Below are 19,044 nucleotides of genomic sequence, written 5' to 3'. Positions count from 1 at the left end.
CCAAAATATGATTAATTCTTACTTAAACTATCAATTTTAAAAGCTAAAATTTGAAACATTTAAAGACCCATTATTAAAGAAAATTTGTATTAATATGGTGTTTATTACGATTGAACATTGAACATTTAATCGCATTCCAATTGAATTTTTTACTTCGGCAAATATGAGTGTTGGTGATATTAATTATTCTTCACAAAATGACCCTATGGCAACATGACAAGGTCTATTGCCTAGCTATGCAAAATCATTGGCTAATCTAACAACTTTAAAAAAATGTTTCGTACTTTTCAAAAAGAAGGTATTGATTTAAGAATGATAGATTTAGAAGCATATTATACCCAATTTGAAGTTGATGTTTTAATAAAAAAAGAAAAAACTAAGATTGATAATAAAAGTATTATTAAAAATAATAATGGAGAAATTGCGGTTTCAGATTTAAAACAAAATAAAATTACTTTAATGCCAAATGTTAGTAAGCGTAATAATGCTGATTTTAGTGCTGAAACTGGTGAATTAAGAATATGAGACCCAAGCTTCCAAAATAATGACCAAGTTGCAGATTTTAGTGTTGTTAAAACAAACAAAACGCCCGGACTAGAAGCAACAGATGACACATTACCAACTACTAAATACATTAATGAACATTATGCTTTAAAAAAGTATTGAGCAGTGAAAAGAAGTAGGAGAAAGAGTAAACAAAAAAGTAATTAAATATAAATTTATTTTAGGGAAAAAATATAAAGTTCATTTTACTTGAGAACGACCAACCGCAGATTTTGTTATAACAACTTGTTTTGAATGTAAAAATAATGGTGGTGGTTTGCAAACTATTTCAACTAGTTTGGCCTTGGGAAAAGGCGGGGCAACAAGAATTGGTTTTTTAAATGTAGATAATTTTTCTAATAATCATAAAGTAGTAATTTCAATGACGGGTGATGAATATTCGCCAACAATTCTAAAATTAGAAGAGTTACAATAAATTAACGAAGATAATTATGTTTAATAAAAATATTACAATTAAAAATAATAATGAATTAATTACAAATTAATGCTAATTTATTAAAATAAAAAAATAATTTAGAAAGAAAGTAGAGTGTTATAAATGAATTTAAAAGATTATAAATCAGAAATTTTATTATTAATTCGTAAAATATTTATTTGGGAATTAGGGGCAATTTTAATAATAAGTGCAATTGTGTTATTTTTTTGCAAAGCATTTAAAGTAATTGAAATTTCATGACCAGAATATTTTTATATTGGTTTATTATTACTTATTAGTGGTGTTTTAGTCTATTTAATTGATAAAATTTTTGAATTTTTTAAGAAAGATAAAAAACAAGATAGTATAGAAGATGTTATTAAAAAAGAAGAAACAAAATAAAGAGGTGTTATAAATGGGATTGTTACCAGCCAAAAAGAAATTAAAAAAAGAATATGATATTGATAGTTATTATCTTAATTTAGCATCAACAATTACTAATCGTAAAAATGTTACTGTTCAAAAACATAATGAGATTTTAGAAAAAAGAATTTGTGAAGATAATGCTAATTTTTTAAATCCACGAGATTTAGAAATTAGCATTTATAATCCTATTACTAATCAACAAATAAACTCTAAATTAATTAATATCTTTTTAAAAATGCAAGACTTTACTAATAAGAATTGATATAACGAATATAAAATTAATAAAAATGGTAAGGGTGCATATTTTATTTTTGCTAATAATTCAAAACTTAATTTTATTACTATTGATTTTTACAATGACCAGTATGATAAATTAGGTAATTTAGTATCTTGCACTTTTGATTATGACCCTTATATTAAAAATGACCAGAGTATTTTTATTACTGAAAAATTAGAGATTGATTCTGTAACTAAACAAGTAAAAGTTATTAGAAAGTTAAAAACACGATTATATAGTACTATTACCGACTTATATATTGATGATGTTAAATGAAATAACTATACAACTTTACAAAGAGAAGAAATATTGCCACTTAATTTTATTCCAATTGAAATAATTCCTAATAACCCTAATTTTGAATCTTCTGCTCGCTATGGTAAGCAATTTGCTAGTATTTTAGATATTATTGCTGAAAAGATAATGTTAGACCCATTGTTAAATAGTGGTAAATTTACCATTAATACTAATGGAGTTACTGGTGTGGTTGACCAATAAATTAGTAAAATGCTGGCATCATTTATTCAAAATGACTTGTTATTAGTTGAAGGAGACCCTGATAGTAATTTTCAGCCAGTAGACTATATTGCTGGTAATTTTAAAGGTGAACAATTAACCAAAATATATGATTGATTATTAACAAATTAATATAAAATAAATCGCCATCATGTTCCCGCAATCGCCAAGGGAGCCCAACAAACGCAAGCAGAAGTTGCTAGTGTAAATATTCAAACAAATGCATCATACGAACAAATGATATACATTAGAGAGATTAAATTAACTGAATTTATTATTAAGTTAATTAAATATAATAATGCTGTTTTAAATAGTAGAAGATTCAATATTAAAAATATTGATGAGTTAATTGTTGATGTTCGCTTACCAGTTAATGCTACTTTAAACAGACAATTAAAAAACAACGAAACTATTATCAATATTCCTAATGAAGAAGGAGAACAAGAATAATGTTAAAACCATCTGAAAAAATGTTAGCAAAATTAGCAGAAAATGATGAACCAATTGATTATTCAATTGATAGTATTCCGTTAGATTTTGCTATTCAATCACAGTATAGCGACCCCCGATTTAGAACAATTATTTAGTGAAGACCGTGCTAGAACCCTTTTATTTATAAAATTAATAAAATCTTGTTAAGACAAAGCAAAAACCAATCTTAAACTACTCTCAAAATAGCGTTAAAATAGGTTTTATTGACAAAGATGAATATATTAAAATAACTGGTTATGAAATTAGTGATTTTAATTTTAAATTACAAATTCAACAAAATACCACATTCCAAGATAATAGCACAAGTTATGTAATGATTGATGAAAAAGATATTTTAATTAATGATATTTCAAAAAAGACAAAAAATTTTTAGAATCCTATGACTTAAAAATAGTATCTATTAATGAACCAATTACCGAAGACAACAAAAATGAATGTTATATCATTGAAGAATACAAACGCCCTTATTCACCTGATGGTGTTGATATTATTAAATCTACTCATTTAGTTAAAATAACTGACTTTAAATGAAAAAATCAAAATAGTATTCATTTAGTATTACATAAATCATTACCCGAAGATACTGTCTTTACTGGAATTGAAATTAAATATCCTAAATCAATGTTATTTGGAAATATTAAATGCTGAGGCAATGTGAATGGTGTTTATTCTTATCCACAATCAATTATTCAAAATGCTAACTTAGTACCCTTACTATCAATGCCAATTAAAACAAAACCTAATGTACGAATATTTCAATATTGATTAGGATATAGTTTTTTATCATAAGTAATTGCATTAAATTATATTAAGGAAAAGGATTGTTTAATTTTAACTAGTATAGATGATTTACCATCTAATAAACAAAAAAAGTATTTAATAATGTTAGAATTGCTAGTGGAAAAATAAATTTTGCTAAAATTAGTGCAACATTTCCTTCAGAAGCCCCAAAACCAAACTGACCAGAAGGTAATCAAATAACTATAAAAGATAATGATTATGTTCAAGTAGCAAATTATTCATTAGGTTTGGTATTGGTACTCGTGATGTTGCAAAATGCGTATCAACAATTGGAAATAATAATGATAATAATTATGGTAATGTTGTTTTAGAATTTAAACAAGCACCTGTAAAAGGTAATTTAGCAGATGTATTGAAAAAAATGCTAACTTATAGATATAATTATGATAGAAAATTTGAAGGTGCTAAATATGATGAAAAAGGAAATCCTATAAATAAAATTGCTGAATTACGCCAAAAATTTTAAGGACAAAAACCAGAAAATGTTATTGATGGTTTATTTGAAAATTGAAAATTTAGAAACCCATCTTATCTTAATGATAGGGCAGTAAAAAGATTTAAACAAATTGTATACATGTTGTCAAATTATGTATATAGTAATATGGCAGTAAATAAAGGTTATAATGATGATATTAAATTAATTGTTCCGTATTATTTTGAACTAGTTTCAATACCAAATGAATCAGAAAAAGATTACTGAATATTTGAAGATTGCAGAGTTAAATTAAAATCATCATATTTTAATTTTTCTGATTTAAAAAATATTAATATAGAAAATATAAAATTAAATAATTTAAAAAATATAAATAATAATATTTCAGAAAATAAAGTTTATCAATTAGAAACAAATTTTTTTAATTGATTATCAATAACAAACGAATTAGAAACAAATAATATACCTTCACTTATTCCGGCAGAAATTAAACTATCAGATGGAGAATATGGCAAATACTTAACTAATTTAATTATTTCTAATAATAAATTAGAAATATGTTTAGAAAAACTATTTGATTTTCATAAAGAAAGCATTATATATTCAAAATCAGAATGATTAAATTTAATTAATAATTTTGTTGAAAATAATATTAAAATACTTTTTTCACAAAATATTAATTTTTTAAGCAAAATTGAAATATCAGGAATATGAGGTTATGGAAATTATGATATTACAATTTTTACTGAAAAAGAACAAATTAATATTAATAATTTAGAATTATTTAATAAAAACAATGAAAAATTATCATTAGTTACAATAGAAATGTAAAAAAAGTCATTTATTAAAATGACTTTTTTAATTTATGAAATAATCATGAGGATATTTTCTTTCTCATTCTTTTGAATAAAGATCTGAATTTCATGTATCTATAACAAAAATTTAAGAAAATCAACCGCTCGCCCAATTCCTGCAAATGATTTTTATAGTCTTAATGATATAATTAAAGCATTTAAAGAAAGGAAGTATATTTAATTTTATGTATAAAAAAGGAAATAAAGTTAATGTTAAAATAACAAACATTACACCTTATGGTGCTTTTTGTAGAGCAGAAAAGGCTGATGGTTTAATTCATATTAGTGAGATTTCAGATTACTTTGTTAGAGATATTAGAGATTTTTTTGATGTTGGTGATGAAATTGAAGTTGAGATACTAAATTTTAATTCAGTTAGAAAACATCTTAAATTAAGTTATAAAAATTGTCATCCTGAACTATTGAAAAATGATGATGGTAATAAAATACAAGAAAAATGACCTAGTTTAGAAAAATCATTAAATACTAATTATTTAATAAATAAAAAGTAAATAAAATTTATAAATTTTAGAAGGTTTTTAAAACCTTTTTATATTCCCATTTTAAAACGATATGGATAAGAACCATAAAACAAAGCATCATATGGGTCATGGTACATTTTACTATCGGGTGTGTTTGTTTTGGTATCACTAAATCTTAGTTCACTAATGCACTTATCTAAAAATGGAAAATTATTTAAAATGCCATATATTTTGCCTTGGACAAACATTTTTCTTATTTATGTTACACGATTGATTATACCCGCTTCTTTATTCAACGAAGTTTGATGTTTTTTAGCTTTAAACATTTTAATTTTATAACCCAAATAAGGGTAAATATCTTCTTGCAATTTTTGCATAAAATCGTGGGCATTAATATCATAATGAAATCTAGCATATTCAAAATCATAAAATTTATCAAAAGTATTGATTATTCATTGTCCGTAATGTTCAACTATTTCATTTAAATTCATTGCGTTTTTTGGGGTAACAACATTTTCTTTAATTAAATATTTATCATATTCATTATTTTCATTAATTTTATAACCACTAAATAAAAACACCGTGTGGTCTTCACTACCATTAGCATAATCCACACCAATTGAATAACTATCAAATTGATACTGTTTTGTATTGGAATTATAAAAATCTTGTAAATTATACTCTTTAATATATTTACGATAATTTCGTAAAACATAAATACTGGGGTCATTATCGTTATATTCAAAACCGTAGTATTCAAGTTCAAATAAATCAGGTCGTTCTTGTTTGTTTGTTAAAACAAGTTTTTTAGTAATATTAGGTATTTTATTTCAAACAGCATCCATTGTTAATCGTAAATTAAAAATACACAAACCATTAAATGCTTTTTTGTTTTCTGAATATACTTGATTGTGTTCTTTTAAAATATTTTTAATTCTTTCATTTAAGGGTAAATATGGGGTTACAAATTTTTCATAAAAGACATGGTATTTATCAAAAGGATTAAAAGTAAATTGATTAGAATATATTTTATGAAAATATGTTGTTACTGTTATGTATTGTTTTGCTATGTTGTCTCATTCTTGAAATGTCCAATATAATTCTGTTACTGGAATAGGATTATCTAAATTATATTGTTCATTATCATTTTCGTCTATATATTTTTCATAAGATACTTTTAAACTTTTTGAACGAAACATTGAAACTCTTAAATTATTATATCTTTTATCTAGTTCTTTGTCCGTTAAAATTTCTTTTTCTTCAGCATGTATCATTTCATCTGTTCACGCCGATATAATACCACTACCTTTACCAACTTTTCCCATAATTTTATTACCATTAGCATAACCTGCAAAAGCAATGCGAACACCACTAGGAAAAACAATTTCTCCACCTTCTTTAACATTTTTAGGTCAAACAATGCCATTTTCATTGTCGGGTCCTATATCAATCCCATATTTATCATATAAATAGTTACAGACATTAATTGTATCGCCAAATGTAGTATCTTCATGGGTATTGGCATATCTTTGTAAAATGTTAGATGAAGCATCGGTAAAATTACAAGCAAAAAATAATTTTTCTGCTAAATGATTTGATGTTTTATTAGTACCACGCCCCGCTGAAACAAACTTAAAAAAAGTTGGCGAAGTAAAATATCAGGCATAACTATCACCAACAAAATCTTTAAATACTTTTCAATCAAAGCCAAAATTATAGTCGCTGAAATTTAAATCATATTTTTTATTTAAATGTTCATAACTAGTAATTCGTTTTTTGTTATTAATTTTAGTAAAATCTTGCATTTTTAATTAGCCTCCTTTTTTTGATAAAATTATTTGAAGTATTAAATATAATAATTTAAAAAATTGTTTAATTACGAAAGGAAATTATAAAATGGAATTAAAACAAAATTTATTAGAAAATTATAAAGAAAATAAAAGAATAGAAACAAAAAATGAAACTAAAAATTTCTTGATTGAAAGAGATAATGAGATATTTAAATTATATCAACAAGGACAAATATTACAAGGATATAAGGTTATATCAAAAATACCAAAAACAATTAGAACAGAAGATGGAGATATACCTTTAAAAAGAAGAAGATATGTTAAATATGATGAAGAAAAAAATGAATATATAAATCGCTATCCTTTGGATCAAGAATTAGGTTTAAAAAAATACCAAAGAAATGAACAAAATTTAATAAATAAAATTACTTCATTTATGGGTGATGGAAAAAGATATAAAGATATTTTAGATACTGTTGAAAACGCTAATCTTAGTGAAAGAACAATATCTAATATTTTTAAAAATGCAGATTTAGAAGAAACCGATTACATTAGTAATAAAAATAACAATAAAATTAAAATTCCAAATAATGTTTTATATATTCAAGTTGACGGGGCTTTTGAACCTATGTTAGAAAATAAAAAAAGAGTTGAAAATAAAATATTTCTTTCAACTATGCATGTTGGTGTTGATGAAGAAAAGTCAACAAAAACCAGAAAAAAAATGAAAAAGAAAAAAGGTGTTTTTCAAATGATGAATAAAAATCATAAGAATAAAAATGATAAATCTAATATTGATAATTTTATTGATAAAATTTTTAAATCAATGGATACTTATGATATTAATGAAAATACTAAAATATTAATATTAAGTGATTGTGAAAAACAAATTAAAAAAATTTATAGAGCAGTAAAAGCAAAATATAAAAATAACACTGTATCATATAGTTTAGATAAATTTCATTTATCAAATAGATTTAAACAATTATTCCCAAATCGAAATAGAATCAAAATTCATAGAATAAAATATAAATTATCAAAAATATATTTCTTTACTGGAAATTATAAATTATTATTAGATTTTTTAATATGTCATTTACCATATGTTATTGATAATAAAAAGAAATTTTTATTAGAGACTATTGAATTAATTAAAAATAATAAAGAAGGAATTGAAAATCAAGCGTTAGAATATAATATTGGTTGTCATGTTGAAGGTGATGTATCACATTATATTAAGGCTGTTAAAGGGCGTGGCGCAAAATATATTGTAAAGAAACATTTATCAATATTTTAATTGCTTCTATGTTAAAACTTAATAATCAAATTAATGATGAGAAAGTTGATAAAACTAATAAAAATAATAAAGAAAAAATTGAATTTAATATATTTAATTTAAATCAATCTCAAAATCAATTTTTATCTTTATAAAAAATAAAAAACCTGTTAAAATTACAATTAAACCAAGATAAAAAAGAAAAAAGTGGAGTAGGCTGTAAACCACTGAGCCTATTACTTTTAAAATAAATACCAACTCCACTTTGATTAATTATAATTATAATATTTTTATTTAATTGGTCAATAAATCATATTAATTGTTTTTTCTGTACTATTTTCAAAAGTATTTTTTAGTGTGTCAAAATTTATAATTTTATAAATTATTTCTTCAAATAAAAATTATGTTTTTAAAAAAAGTTGAATTTTTTATAAATTTTGTTATCATTTAGTCATAAGTGAAACTTAATTTGTTTCTAATTACTTAATTTTATTAAAAACCTCAAAATAATGTATACTACCAAAAATTCTTTCATTTTTTTTGAATAAAAATAATAATATTTTTTCATTAAAGCCTATCAAATGTTTCGGGATAAATATTATCATACTGCTTGTTTTCTTGGATATGACGTAATAGTTCTGCTTTAACAATTGGTTGAATACTAAAATATTGGATTCAAACTAAAACTAATTGAGCAACAGTACAATTATATTTTTTAGTTTCGGCAACTAGAATTTGATTTTCCATTGTATTAGCAATTGGTGAATATGCTTGTACCAAAATGTTTTTATTTTGACAATATTGTACACGATCTCATCTTTGGTTAAAAGGATTAAATTCAATTTGATTTAAATTTGGATAAATATTGGTTTCTTCAAACAAAATTTTAATCATATCCTTATCAAAATTACTTACACCAACAACATTAATTAACCCTTTCGCTTTGCATTGTAGCAATTCGGTATAGGCTTTGATAGTTTTGTAAAAATTTAAATTTGGGCGATGAATTAAAACAATATCTAAATAAGTAACATTTAATCGTTTTAACGACTCTAGCACAGCATTGCTATTATTCTCTGCCTCAATATCATCACATCAAATTTTTGTTTCAATAGTAATATCTTCTCGCCTTTGGTTATTAGAATTTAAATATTTTTTAATTGCTCGTCCAACAATTTCTTCATTTTAATAAACTTTAGCAGTATCAATAATTTTAAAACCATTTTGTAAAGCATTAATAATCGCCTCTTCTTTTTTTAAAAATAAAGTTCCAAATGCAATTTTTTCTAAGCGAAATGGCATTGTTCTAACCTCCTCTAAAATTATTTACTATATTGTTTTAATAACTCTTCAACATTATCTGTTATTGGATATTTTGATATAATTTGATGATAAATATTATTATAACCAATCTCAATAATTTGTAATGGTTTTAAAACTGTTCCGCCTGTTAAACTAGCGGCAAAAAAATTGCTTGTTTATCAGCAACTAAATCTTGTTCAGAAAAAATTGTGTTGTAACTAATTTTTTGTTCTAAACCTTGCTGTTCAATTTTCATTCGTAATGCTGTTTCTTTTTCATTTGATCAAATTTGCTCATACCGAATTAAACGTGCAAACATTTTATAATTAGTTGCAATTGCTAATGCACTCATTAGAACTCCTTCTGGTGCACCACCAATTTCATACAAAAAATCAGCCTTCTTTAAAACAACATCAATTGCTCCTAATACATCTCCTTCATTAATTAATTCAACCTTAATGCCTAATTGACGCATTGTTTTTATTATTTTTTGATGACGCCGTTTATTTAAAATAATACATGATAAATTTTGCTTAATTTTTAATAAAGTCAATAAAATTGCTTCAATTGGTTGATTAAAATCAACTATTACAGCTAAGTCCTGTGATAAAAACAATTTTTCCATATACATTTCTAGGATTTGTAACATTGTATTATTTTAGCAACAGCAATACATGAAATTGAACCCGGTTCATTTTTACTAGCCGGTATTGTCCCTTCAATGGGGTCAACTGCAATATCAATCGTAATTGCTTGTTGATGAGAAAAAGTTTGCCCTTGATATAACATTGGTGCTGCATCAAGTTCACCTTCGCAAATTGCAATTTTTGCTTTAACATCATTACTTGTTAACAATTTAAATATTTAATCATATAATTTCCAAAATAAAAATGTAAAATACCTTACATTTTTATTTTTTATTAACCTTAGTTTGTATTTTGTTTTGGAATCTTACCAAATAATTCATGAAAGACCCGCTTTCATCCAACTTTACTAGCATGAACTAAAAATTCATTGCTAGAAATAATAAAAGTACAAAAGACAATTGGAATAACATACACTCAATAATATCATGTTGGTTCTGAAATTTTATTTGGAACATTTACTGCAATAAAAATATATTGAAAAATTGGGGTTCAAAAAAACATTAATAATTGGGTTGAAGTTGTATAGGTGGGTCCAGACATTGCTAAACATGCATAATATAGCATTCGAGAACTACCCATAATAATTCCTCCAGCAAGAACAATTAATGCATAATCATAATATTGAAAATTAGCAAAAATTTTATAACCATCTAAGAAACTTTGATAAGAAAAAACTGCAGCAATTGGTGTCCCTAATAATAACATTAATATCGCTGAAGAACTAGTTTTAATTGATACTGTTTCATGATTTGTAAATTTAATTTTTGAAGAACTCATTAAATGGAACATTCCTAATGCTTCCATTGCATAAAATCCAGCGGTCACTAAAGCTAAACACATCCCTCCAATCGATGATCAAGCTAATCCTTCTTTAATTGCAAAATGAATTGACATTCCTAAAATTAAACATGTAGAAATTGCTAAAGCAGTTCAGGTATATTTGCTTTGACGAGCACGAAAGAAAATAACACTTCCAATTGACGCTAAAATAACATTTAAATTTAACAATAATCCTGGAACAGTTCCATCTATACCACCTTGATGATTAATTGTTAATAAAACTGATAACTGAAAAAATACCATTGCAACCGGACCACCTAAAAAACCATATAATACAATTAGTCAAGCTTCTTTGTGACGAAGTAATTTTAAAAAATTAATAAATTTTTTTGGCTTATAAAAAATAAACATCACAAAAGTTGCCATTATTTCTTGAATTGTCACATAAAAAGTGGCATTAATTGGCGCTGCTAAATTACCATATGGTCCTTGTTCTGGAATAATATATAGCATTAATAGGACAATAGAATACCCAACTGCAGAAATTAATCCATACATAATTCCCATAATAATGCGGCGTTTTGTACGAATAGTATCTAATTCATTTTTTACATTTTTTTCTTTTTGTAATAACTGTTGATCTGTGGTAACCTGATCTGCCATATTTATACTTCCCTAATCCATTCTTTTTTACTATAATATTATTTTTATTTAAAAACTATTAGTTATATCTTACACTAAACATAAAAAAAGTTAAACTTTTTTAACTTTTTTTATATAAATTTAATAAGTAACATTAATATAATCAAATTATTATTATAATTAATTTTCTCCAAATAAAAATGCATCTCTTTTAAAAAGTTCGTAAAATTTTTTAAGGATACTGGCTTCTTTAGATGCATATTCTATTAATTATTTTAAATTATTTTTTAAATCAAATTTAAATCTTTTAATACTCTGACACCTAATATATCACCAATGATAGCTAATATTATAAATTTTAAAATAAAATTATTTTTTACTGGTAACAATGGCGTTATGTCATCTATAATTTCAATCTCTTCATGTTGACGAAAATATTCTTGACTGCAACTCATTGATTCATATTCTTGATTTGTTCTTGAAATTAACTATTTTATAGTTTTAAATGGTTTTTTCATATTTTTATAAATTTTTTCAAATACTTTTACTTTGGATTTCCTTATCACTAAAATATTGATTAATTTTATCTAGTAGTGAAGCTAAAACACTCCCTCTATTGCGAAAGTAATTATCAATTTTATTTTTTAAGCCTGCCTCAATCCTTTCTCTTCTATCAAAATTTTTATTAATTTCATTTTTAAATAATACCAACTCACCTTCAGAACTTTCAAAATATTTATCAATTTCACTTATTATTAAAGGAAGCATAGAATCTTCTAATTCATTTGAGCCTTTATCCTCTTGTGTTTATGTCTCATCTAAATAATTATCAATTTTATTTAAAATTGAAGAAGTTCCACTTGTTGAAGGTCTTTGCTCTGCACCTAATGACTTATTTATTGTCATTGTTAACACTTTTGCTAATTTTTCATCTAAGTTTGACTGTGTCATCCCACTAGTTGAAGGAGTAGTCATATCAGGGTGCTCTGTTGTTTGTCTTTTTTTCCGAAATTCATCATGTATTTTCGCTATTATTTTAACTTGACTATTTTGGATTTTTATTCCATTATTTTTTTTCATTCAACAATATCATTATTGCTATCAACAATTTCATTATAATATTCAAAATAATCATGTTGTCAAAAATCACCTTTATATCCAATATATGAAGTTATTTGAATTGACTCATTATTTTTTAATTTTAAAGAACTATTATAATAATAACTAAAATTTTCTCATATTAAAACAGCAAAAGAATTTAACTCTTTTAAATTAAGTTTATATTTAGTATCATTATATGCAGAAGGAAAGACTGATAATAAAATTGTTAATTTACTAATAAAATCATATTTACCATTGGAAAAGAAAAGTGTATTTATTTTCTCTCAAATAATTTTGTTAATTTTAATTTTAATTTTTGTTCTTGTTGATCATTCAACAACATTATTTTTTCCAATACATTGGTCATTATCATATCTATATCTTTCTTGAACAGCTGTATTCAATTCCTGCTGGAAGGTAAGGTCGTCTTGATTATTTTTTAGTTCTGTTCTTTTACCAAGAATATCGTTATATTTTCAAGGATTTTGTTGATCTCAATAATAATATGTATATCCAGAATAAAAAGTAATTTTTACAGTTTGATAATCAAGGTCTAAATTAAGAAATAAATCATAATAGTAAGGAAAATTTTCTCAAATTAAATAAGCAAAAGAATTTATATCATTGTCTGTAATTGAATTTCATCATGCACTATGATCTTCTCTATGAAAATTAGCAATTCCATTTTTCAATTTAATTATAAAATCTTCTTTTAAATTTAACATAAATAAAACAACTATTTCCATTCAAGTCTTAGCTGTTATTGTTAATTTTAATAAGTCCGATGACAAAAATTTATAATATTTTTCAAGAGCATTTTTGAAAAGAATACTGGTTAGCAGTTAATAATTTTGGCATTACTTTTGGCACTAACCTTGCTAATTGTTTATCTAATTCTAATTCTACAATAGGACGTGCCGAAGATGAAACTATTTCAAATTTTTCTAGTGTTTTTCTTTCTGACCTGCTTAATTTTTGATCATCATATTTAGTTAAATTAATAATTTGGTTTGGTTTTAATTTTTCTAATTGTTTGTTAGTAGTTATATGTTCATATGAATTATTAGCAACTGTAAAAGACATCCCATTAATTCCAATTTCTGTTGCACTTATTAAACATAATATTTTTTTCATTTATGTTTTCCTTTCTTTTTTTTATTACAAATTTAATATTTTCATAGTTAATTCTTTTGCCATAATATCATATACTAAGAAAAAACTAAACTTTAAAATGCTTAGTTTTTATTTTGATTTATTAACACATTGTAATTAAGTTAATAATTTGCTTTTAAATAATGTAATTAAGAAATTATAATTTCAAAGTAAAATTTTGTCTGCGTCTTGGTTCAACCCAAGAAGGTCGGATTAGCAGCAGTTGCTTTAGCTGTTAATTTAACATTAATAGTATTATTAACATATTCAAAATCTAAAAATAATTCGCCATATGCGATAGCATATGTATCTTTATCAGCTGTATATCAAATATTACCAATATTTTTTCTTTTTAATTTTATTTCGTCAGAAGAGTCAAATGAAAATAAATTCACCAAACGATTGCTAGTTTGTGAGTCAAAACTAGTTCCTTCTGATCATCCTTCATAACTATTTGATTAATCCTTTTATTTGAAATAATGAGTATTTATTTTTAGGGAATAATTCTTTAGTTCAAAAAAATACATTTTCACTAGAATTTATTCTTGCAAAACCATCAACTTTAGTTACAGGTGTTTTTAATTCAATTTTTTCACAAATAATATTTTTTTTACTTATATTATTTTTTCTTTTTATTAAATTTATTTTTTTTCTATTTTTTCTTATTTTATAAAATGAATTAGTATTTAACAAAAAAAATCTAGGTAATAATAATTCTAAGTTCTTTTTCATAATTTATTGTCTTCTCTGAATTAAAAGATCAATTAAAAGATTAAGTTTTTAAATTTATCTATCTTTAACAATAAATTATTCTTAAAATATTTTTTAATTATTTATTTTACTATTGGATATATTAGAAATAAAACACAATTACTTGGTAATTTATTTTCCCCAATCCCAGCAAAAGAATAATATAAACCACTATTTAAATTTTTACCAAAAGTAAATAAAGTAGATCAACTTTCGTTTTCAGAATATTTTCATGCTAAAACTGATCCTTCTCGTTTATTAATATCAACTATTTTTTCTCCTTTTGCTCTCTCAAATAATGGATGTGATATTAAATTAAATAATTCAATGTCTTCTAAATCCGTTGCTGCCTCAGAACTTTTAAAATCATCCAATAAAATTTTTGTTACTCCTTTTAATCCATCTCTTTGATTTTTATCTAATAACTTTTTAAATAGTAAATTAGAAACTTTAAGTTCAACTGCCTGAGTTGTAATTTTTAAACTATTTATATATTTTCAAAAAGCAATAATAATTTTCCCTCAATTATTTAATTTTTTATCAATTGCTGCTTTTGATAATTGCAAAGTTATCATCAAATCTTCATTTTCACTACCTTTAACATTTCCTGACAAACCCATACCATAAAGATTAATATAAGTTAAATTAATTTTAAAAGTTCCTAAATCCAAATAATCTGCTTCATTAATATTTAAACCATGACCAATTTTATTCTTATAAAAATTAACAAAATCACCTTCTGTAACATTTTCAATAGTCTTTGATCCTTCATCGCCTTTAAATCAATTAGCTAAAGTTAAATTATTAATATTTCGATTATCTTTCAAACTATCAAAGCCTTTATTTTTAGCAGATAAATCTCCCTTCATAACTTGTTTTATTAATTCAACAGCATTATAAGTTATTTCAATATTTTTAAACTCTTTTTTACTATTAATATATTCTTTAAATGAAAACTTTAATCTTTCATCTAAAGCTGTAATTTTTTCCGAAAAATCTCATTGAACATTATCATATAAAGGCTTAAAAATATCATTTGTACTAAAATCAGCGTTTTCTAAGTTATTAAAATATTCTTGAATATTTTTAATTAAAAAAGTTGTTGCTTTGTCAGAAAGAACTTTTAATGCGGTTGTATTCTCACTAACATTATAGATTGTAGAAATCTCAAAACTTGAAAATAATGTTTTAAAATTAATACTTACCACAGCTTTAAAATCAATTCGAACAGCACTAAATGGTTCTGGATTAATATCAGCAGGAAATTTCTTTTTTATCGCTTCAACATTTACAAAATTAACATTAATAACACTACGCTCTTCATCAAAATTTAATGGCATACTATTAGGAAAATAATTTGAATATTCATTCTGTAAATTATAATTTACTGTTTCAAAAATCTTCGTAAAATCATTAACAAAATAATTTGCTAATTTCTTATCTTCAGCATTGTTTAAATTCAATTGATACATTGAATTATCATTATTAACTTTTGAATAAATTTTTGCTAAATTATTTTTGCCACTATCGACATACATCTTTTCTTTTATTTTCTCAGTAATTGCAGTAACTGCTTTATTCTGAATTTCAGATAATACTTGAAGATCACGCGCAGTTGTATCTTTTTTTTTCGTCTTAGTCTTTGTATGACATGCTGCAATATTTGACACACCAGTGCCGACTAAAGTTACAGCACCTAAAACACTTAATAATTTTTTCATTTTTTTCTCCTATTTCTTGCACTTTAATTTTTTTATTTTAGAATAAAATTAAAATAGTGCCGGAGGAGGATTATTTTGTTTAATAAATAGATAAATTCATTTTGTAGTAAAAAAATTAATAACTATATCATATAAGTATCTAAAAATATAAGCAGTAAACATTAGTAATTCCTTCTCTTTCTTTTGAATAACATTATTGATACTTATTTAAGTAAGACTATATTTATAATTTTTCAAAATTAATTTATCGCCTTATTCTCCAATAAAAAAGGGAGTGTTGCATATAAACGGATATTACTTAATTTATTTAAAAACAAGAAACTTTTTTCTTTTATAAAAACATAATAACACAAAAAAATAAAAATACAAAAAATAATTTCATATTTTAACATACTAAAAAATAGTTTAAAAAATAAAATTAAATTATTTTAAATTAACCAAAATTAAATCTCATAATTTTTAAATCCAAAATATTTTTAAATGTTGAAAATGAAAATGTTTTATTCCCATATCCCAAACAAGATTTTACAACTCTTGAAACATCACTTTCAGCAGATACGCCAATATTTCACTCTTTATTTTGATTTAAAATACCATTTTTTAAATTAATAAAATACCTTAATTTAATTCTTTCATTCTGTAATGATTTTAAAAAAGTTATAAATTCGTCGTATTTTCCTTGTAAAAATAATTCCTTTGCGTGTAAATAATTTTTAAAGGATTCTTTACTACTATATATAAACTTGATATCGTTAACATTAGTGGATTACTAAATAAAATTGCCATTTTCTCAAACAAAGAAAGTAAAAAAGTATCAGAATTATATAAATCCATAATAATATTTTTTGCTGATGTCAACTGATTAATAATAACCGTAATAAATTCGGTTCCAAATATAACGATTGCCGCTACTAAAAAACTAATCTAATCATTATTTATTCACCCTTTGATATCCTTGTTCTCTTGTTTTTGTTTGCCTAGCTAAACTTGATAATTGTTGTTTATTACAATTAATTTTAAATTGTTTATGTTCTTCAAAATGTTTTTGTATACCTTGTTTGGTCTCTAAAACTCCACGAGCTGTTGAAGAATATAATTTTGATGTACTATTTTAAACAGTTGAACCTAATTCATTATATTGTGTTGATGTACCATGAATAGCATAAATTGATAATTTAATAACCATAAAAAAGATCACAAAATAAGCAATCGTTGTTTTTGTCATTGGCAATTTAGTATTTCAAATCACATCAAAAATAAACAAAAATACATCAAAAATAAAACTAAAAATTTTGTTTCAATTACTACTTTCTGATAATAAATTAATCATCTTTACCACTTCCTTTTTCTTTTTTAGGTTTTAAATTCTTTTTCAAAATATCAATATCAAACAATTCTAAGCGTTGTTTATTATTTAATTTTGATATATCTTTTCAAAAGTATTCTTTTTAATTAACAACCTCATCATTTTTAAAATCACGAACAAAACTTAATCAATAACTATCGTATTTATTAGCAAATTCAAGCGGAATAATTATCTTAAAAAACCGAATTCCTAATTCGACATCAGATCTATGTTTTGCACGTTTACCTTCGGCTGTTCTTTTAACAGACTCAGTTTTTCAAATTTCATAATCAGTAATATCTTGAAAAATACCAATTCGCATAATAAAGAAACGATTAAAAAAATTAAATCCTTTTTTAACAATTGGTTTTTTAATGAAATAGGAATAATAATTCCACTAGCTAATTGACGAATATTATTTTAAAGCATACCTTCACGTTGAGCAGAAAAAAAGCACGGTGTCCAAAATGTCTTGCTAAAACAATTCACGGTATCTTGCCACTATGAACTTTTTTCTCATCGTGCGAACTAGTTCCATCAATATATAAATAACTTTCATCAAATAAAATAACACTATCATCTGGAGAAATTGGTTTTGTTTGATCAGTAAAATCCAAATTTTTAAATGTTAAAACTTTAACCTTGTCATCTTCTAATGGATAATTACTATAAATTTCATCTGTTAATAATTTCATAGACTGAGACAAATAAGTTAAAAGTAATGTTTTACCTGTTCCTAACTTACCAATGATAACTGACAAAGGGTTATCTCAAACAAAATCAACTAACCTAAATGCATTTAACTGATAAAAAATATTTTTTCATAATCACCAAAAAAATATACACATTATAGAACAAATAATAGTCAAAATACTAAACCATTATAATTTAATGAAATTATTCAAAGTAACAAATCAATTAAACTAAACAAAACCATTGAACCGCTAATATAACAATAATTTTTTAAAAAAAATACAAACTTTTTCATTATTTAAAATACCCAACTATTTTAAAAATAATTCACAACAAAAACCAAGTTAAAAACAAAATTACAATTCAAACAGCAACCATCAAAATTAAATATTCATTTTGTGTTAAATTTAAAGTTGTAATATTTTCAACATTTGTTTTATCTATAAACAAAAATACATGAATAAAAAACTCTTTTAATTTTTCTCAATCATTTTGCATTTTTAAAAACTCCACATTTTTTGAATAAGTTTAAAAAACATTCCAAAAAATAAAACGATAAATAATACAAACGATATAACATACACA

General features: G+C 23.7%; 29 protein-coding genes and 2 pseudogenes. 14 read left to right on the top strand and 17 right to left on the bottom strand.

Features of this window, described 5'->3' with window-relative positions; translation table 4 throughout:
* Positions 1-94: 94 nt before the first annotated feature.
* From ACZ91P_RS16440 to ACZ91P_RS16390, 11 genes are all read left to right on the top strand, one after another.
* Positions 95-310: a hypothetical protein gene (locus ACZ91P_RS16440; protein WP_465157366.1), complete on the top strand. Its 216-nt coding sequence runs from the start codon at positions 95-97 to the stop codon at positions 308-310.
* Positions 274-711: a hypothetical protein gene (locus ACZ91P_RS16435; RefSeq protein ID WP_465157365.1), complete on the top strand. Its 438-nt coding sequence runs from the start codon at positions 274-276 to the stop codon at positions 709-711. Before ACZ91P_RS16440 ends, ACZ91P_RS16435 begins: the two co-directional genes overlap by 37 nt.
* 109 nt (positions 712-820) lie before the next feature.
* Positions 821-979, top strand: coding sequence for a hypothetical protein (locus tag ACZ91P_RS16430; protein WP_465157364.1), 159 nt, complete (start codon positions 821-823; stop codon positions 977-979).
* Positions 980-1,102: 123 nt separating this feature from the next.
* A complete protein-coding gene (locus tag ACZ91P_RS16425) occupies positions 1,103-1,381 on the top strand; it encodes a hypothetical protein (protein ID WP_465157363.1) in 279 nt (92 codons plus the stop codon).
* Positions 1,382-1,394: 13 nt separating this feature from the next.
* The gene (locus ACZ91P_RS16420) at positions 1,395-2,180 is read left to right on the top strand and encodes a hypothetical protein (protein WP_465157362.1); all 786 of its coding nucleotides are present in this window, start codon (positions 1,395-1,397) and stop codon (positions 2,178-2,180) included.
* A 9-nt stretch (positions 2,181-2,189) separates the two neighbouring features.
* Positions 2,190-2,330 (top strand): hypothetical protein, encoded by a 141-nt coding sequence (locus ACZ91P_RS16415; RefSeq protein WP_465157361.1) that lies wholly within the window; start codon positions 2,190-2,192, stop codon positions 2,328-2,330.
* 105 nt (positions 2,331-2,435) lie between these two features.
* Positions 2,436-2,648: a hypothetical protein gene (locus ACZ91P_RS16410; RefSeq protein WP_465157360.1), complete on the top strand. Its 213-nt coding sequence runs from the start codon at positions 2,436-2,438 to the stop codon at positions 2,646-2,648.
* Positions 2,648-2,785 (top strand): hypothetical protein, encoded by a 138-nt coding sequence (locus ACZ91P_RS16405; RefSeq protein ID WP_465157359.1) that lies wholly within the window; start codon positions 2,648-2,650, stop codon positions 2,783-2,785. The genes ACZ91P_RS16410 and ACZ91P_RS16405 overlap by 1 nt, the downstream gene beginning before the upstream one ends.
* A 526-nt stretch (positions 2,786-3,311) precedes the next feature.
* Positions 3,312-3,479 (top strand): hypothetical protein, encoded by a 168-nt coding sequence (locus ACZ91P_RS16400; RefSeq protein WP_465157358.1) that lies wholly within the window; start codon positions 3,312-3,314, stop codon positions 3,477-3,479.
* Positions 3,480-4,092: 613 nt separating this feature from the next.
* Complete coding sequence (locus ACZ91P_RS16395) at positions 4,093-4,755, top strand: hypothetical protein (protein WP_465157357.1); 663 nt, start codon at positions 4,093-4,095, stop codon at positions 4,753-4,755.
* Positions 4,756-4,963: 208 nt separating this feature from the next.
* Positions 4,964-5,290, top strand: a complete 327-nt coding sequence (locus ACZ91P_RS16390) for a S1 RNA-binding domain-containing protein (RefSeq protein ID WP_465157356.1) — start codon at positions 4,964-4,966, stop codon at positions 5,288-5,290.
* 38 nt (positions 5,291-5,328) lie between these two features.
* Here the strand turns inward: ACZ91P_RS16390 and ACZ91P_RS16385 are convergent, their stop codons facing one another.
* Both ACZ91P_RS16385 and ACZ91P_RS16380 read right to left on the bottom strand, forming a co-directional pair.
* The gene (locus tag ACZ91P_RS16385) at positions 5,329-5,508 is read right to left on the bottom strand and encodes a hypothetical protein (RefSeq protein ID WP_465157355.1); all 180 of its coding nucleotides are present in this window, start codon (positions 5,506-5,508) and stop codon (positions 5,329-5,331) included.
* A gap of 9 nt (positions 5,509-5,517) precedes the next feature.
* Positions 5,518-7,065, bottom strand: coding sequence for a hypothetical protein (locus ACZ91P_RS16380; protein ID WP_465157354.1), 1,548 nt, complete (start codon positions 7,063-7,065; stop codon positions 5,518-5,520).
* A gap of 91 nt (positions 7,066-7,156) precedes the next feature.
* Here ACZ91P_RS16380 and ACZ91P_RS16375 point away from each other — a divergent pair, with 91 nt between their 5' ends.
* Positions 7,157-8,347, top strand: coding sequence for an Mbov_0401 family ICE element transposase-like protein (locus ACZ91P_RS16375; protein ID WP_465157353.1), 1,191 nt, complete (start codon positions 7,157-7,159; stop codon positions 8,345-8,347).
* An 8-nt stretch (positions 8,348-8,355) separates the two neighbouring features.
* Complete coding sequence (locus tag ACZ91P_RS16370) at positions 8,356-8,481, top strand: hypothetical protein (protein WP_465157352.1); 126 nt, start codon at positions 8,356-8,358, stop codon at positions 8,479-8,481.
* 412 nt (positions 8,482-8,893) lie between these two features.
* On the opposite strand, the gene ACZ91P_RS16365 is transcribed toward ACZ91P_RS16370, so the two are convergent.
* The 9 genes from ACZ91P_RS16365 to ACZ91P_RS16325 all read right to left on the bottom strand — a co-directional run bounded on the left by ACZ91P_RS16365 (position 8,894) and on the right by ACZ91P_RS16325 (position 13,932).
* Positions 8,894-9,502: an aldo/keto reductase family protein gene (locus tag ACZ91P_RS16365; protein ID WP_465159031.1), complete on the bottom strand. Its 609-nt coding sequence runs from the start codon at positions 9,500-9,502 to the stop codon at positions 8,894-8,896.
* Between the two features lie 274 nt (positions 9,503-9,776).
* Positions 9,777-10,277 (bottom strand): fructose-bisphosphatase class II, encoded by a 501-nt coding sequence (locus tag ACZ91P_RS16360; RefSeq protein WP_465157351.1) that lies wholly within the window; start codon positions 10,275-10,277, stop codon positions 9,777-9,779.
* Entirely contained in the window at positions 10,262-10,483 is a 222-nt protein-coding gene (locus ACZ91P_RS16355; RefSeq protein WP_465157350.1) for a fructose-bisphosphatase class II, read from the bottom strand. Before ACZ91P_RS16355 ends, ACZ91P_RS16360 begins: the two co-directional genes overlap by 16 nt.
* Positions 10,484-10,554: 71 nt before the next feature.
* Entirely contained in the window at positions 10,555-11,718 is a 1,164-nt protein-coding gene (locus tag ACZ91P_RS16350) for a hypothetical protein (RefSeq protein WP_465157349.1), read from the bottom strand.
* A 266-nt stretch (positions 11,719-11,984) separates the two neighbouring features.
* On the bottom strand, positions 11,985-12,152 hold the full coding sequence (locus ACZ91P_RS16345; protein WP_465157348.1) for a hypothetical protein: 168 nt from the start codon (positions 12,150-12,152) through the stop codon (positions 11,985-11,987).
* Between the two features lie 67 nt (positions 12,153-12,219).
* The gene (locus ACZ91P_RS16340) at positions 12,220-12,465 is read right to left on the bottom strand and encodes a hypothetical protein (protein ID WP_465157347.1); all 246 of its coding nucleotides are present in this window, start codon (positions 12,463-12,465) and stop codon (positions 12,220-12,222) included.
* 39 nt (positions 12,466-12,504) lie between these two features.
* Entirely contained in the window at positions 12,505-12,777 is a 273-nt protein-coding gene (locus ACZ91P_RS16335) for a hypothetical protein (RefSeq protein ID WP_465157346.1), read from the bottom strand.
* Positions 12,756-13,544: a hypothetical protein gene (locus ACZ91P_RS16330; protein WP_465157345.1), complete on the bottom strand. Its 789-nt coding sequence runs from the start codon at positions 13,542-13,544 to the stop codon at positions 12,756-12,758. Before ACZ91P_RS16330 ends, ACZ91P_RS16335 begins: the two co-directional genes overlap by 22 nt.
* A 49-nt stretch (positions 13,545-13,593) precedes the next feature.
* Positions 13,594-13,932 (bottom strand): hypothetical protein, encoded by a 339-nt coding sequence (locus ACZ91P_RS16325; RefSeq protein ID WP_465157344.1) that lies wholly within the window; start codon positions 13,930-13,932, stop codon positions 13,594-13,596.
* Between the two features lie 207 nt (positions 13,933-14,139).
* On the opposite strand from ACZ91P_RS16325, the gene ACZ91P_RS16320 reads away from it, so the two are divergent.
* Positions 14,140-14,400 (top strand): hypothetical protein, encoded by a 261-nt coding sequence (locus tag ACZ91P_RS16320; RefSeq protein WP_465157343.1) that lies wholly within the window; start codon positions 14,140-14,142, stop codon positions 14,398-14,400.
* Here the strand turns inward: ACZ91P_RS16320 and ACZ91P_RS16315 are convergent, their stop codons facing one another.
* The 6 genes and pseudogenes from ACZ91P_RS16315 to ACZ91P_RS16290 all read right to left on the bottom strand — a co-directional run bounded on the left by ACZ91P_RS16315 (position 14,401) and on the right by ACZ91P_RS16290 (position 18,957).
* Positions 14,401-14,682 (bottom strand): hypothetical protein, encoded by a 282-nt coding sequence (locus ACZ91P_RS16315; RefSeq protein WP_465157342.1) that lies wholly within the window; start codon positions 14,680-14,682, stop codon positions 14,401-14,403.
* Positions 14,683-14,783: 101 nt separating this feature from the next.
* Positions 14,784-16,421, bottom strand: a complete 1,638-nt coding sequence (locus ACZ91P_RS16310; protein ID WP_465157341.1) for a lipoprotein — start codon at positions 16,419-16,421, stop codon at positions 14,784-14,786.
* Positions 16,422-17,078: 657 nt separating this feature from the next.
* On the bottom strand, positions 17,079-17,279 hold the full coding sequence (locus ACZ91P_RS16305; RefSeq protein WP_465157340.1) for a hypothetical protein: 201 nt from the start codon (positions 17,277-17,279) through the stop codon (positions 17,079-17,081).
* Between the two features lie 73 nt (positions 17,280-17,352).
* Positions 17,353-17,751 (bottom strand): annotated as a pseudogene (locus ACZ91P_RS16300) (hypothetical protein).
* Positions 17,744-18,754, bottom strand: a pseudogene (locus ACZ91P_RS16295) (hypothetical protein). Before ACZ91P_RS16295 ends, ACZ91P_RS16300 begins: the two co-directional pseudogenes overlap by 8 nt.
* Entirely contained in the window at positions 18,754-18,957 is a 204-nt protein-coding gene (locus tag ACZ91P_RS16290) for a DUF2649 family protein (RefSeq protein ID WP_465157339.1), read from the bottom strand. The pseudogene ACZ91P_RS16295 and the gene ACZ91P_RS16290 overlap by 1 nt, the downstream one beginning before the upstream one ends.
* Positions 18,958-19,044 lie beyond the last annotated feature (87 nt).

The sequence above is a fragment of the Spiroplasma endosymbiont of Halictus nicosiae genome (genome assembly GCF_978018445.1).
This window is presented reverse-complemented; position numbering and strand designations above follow the sequence as displayed.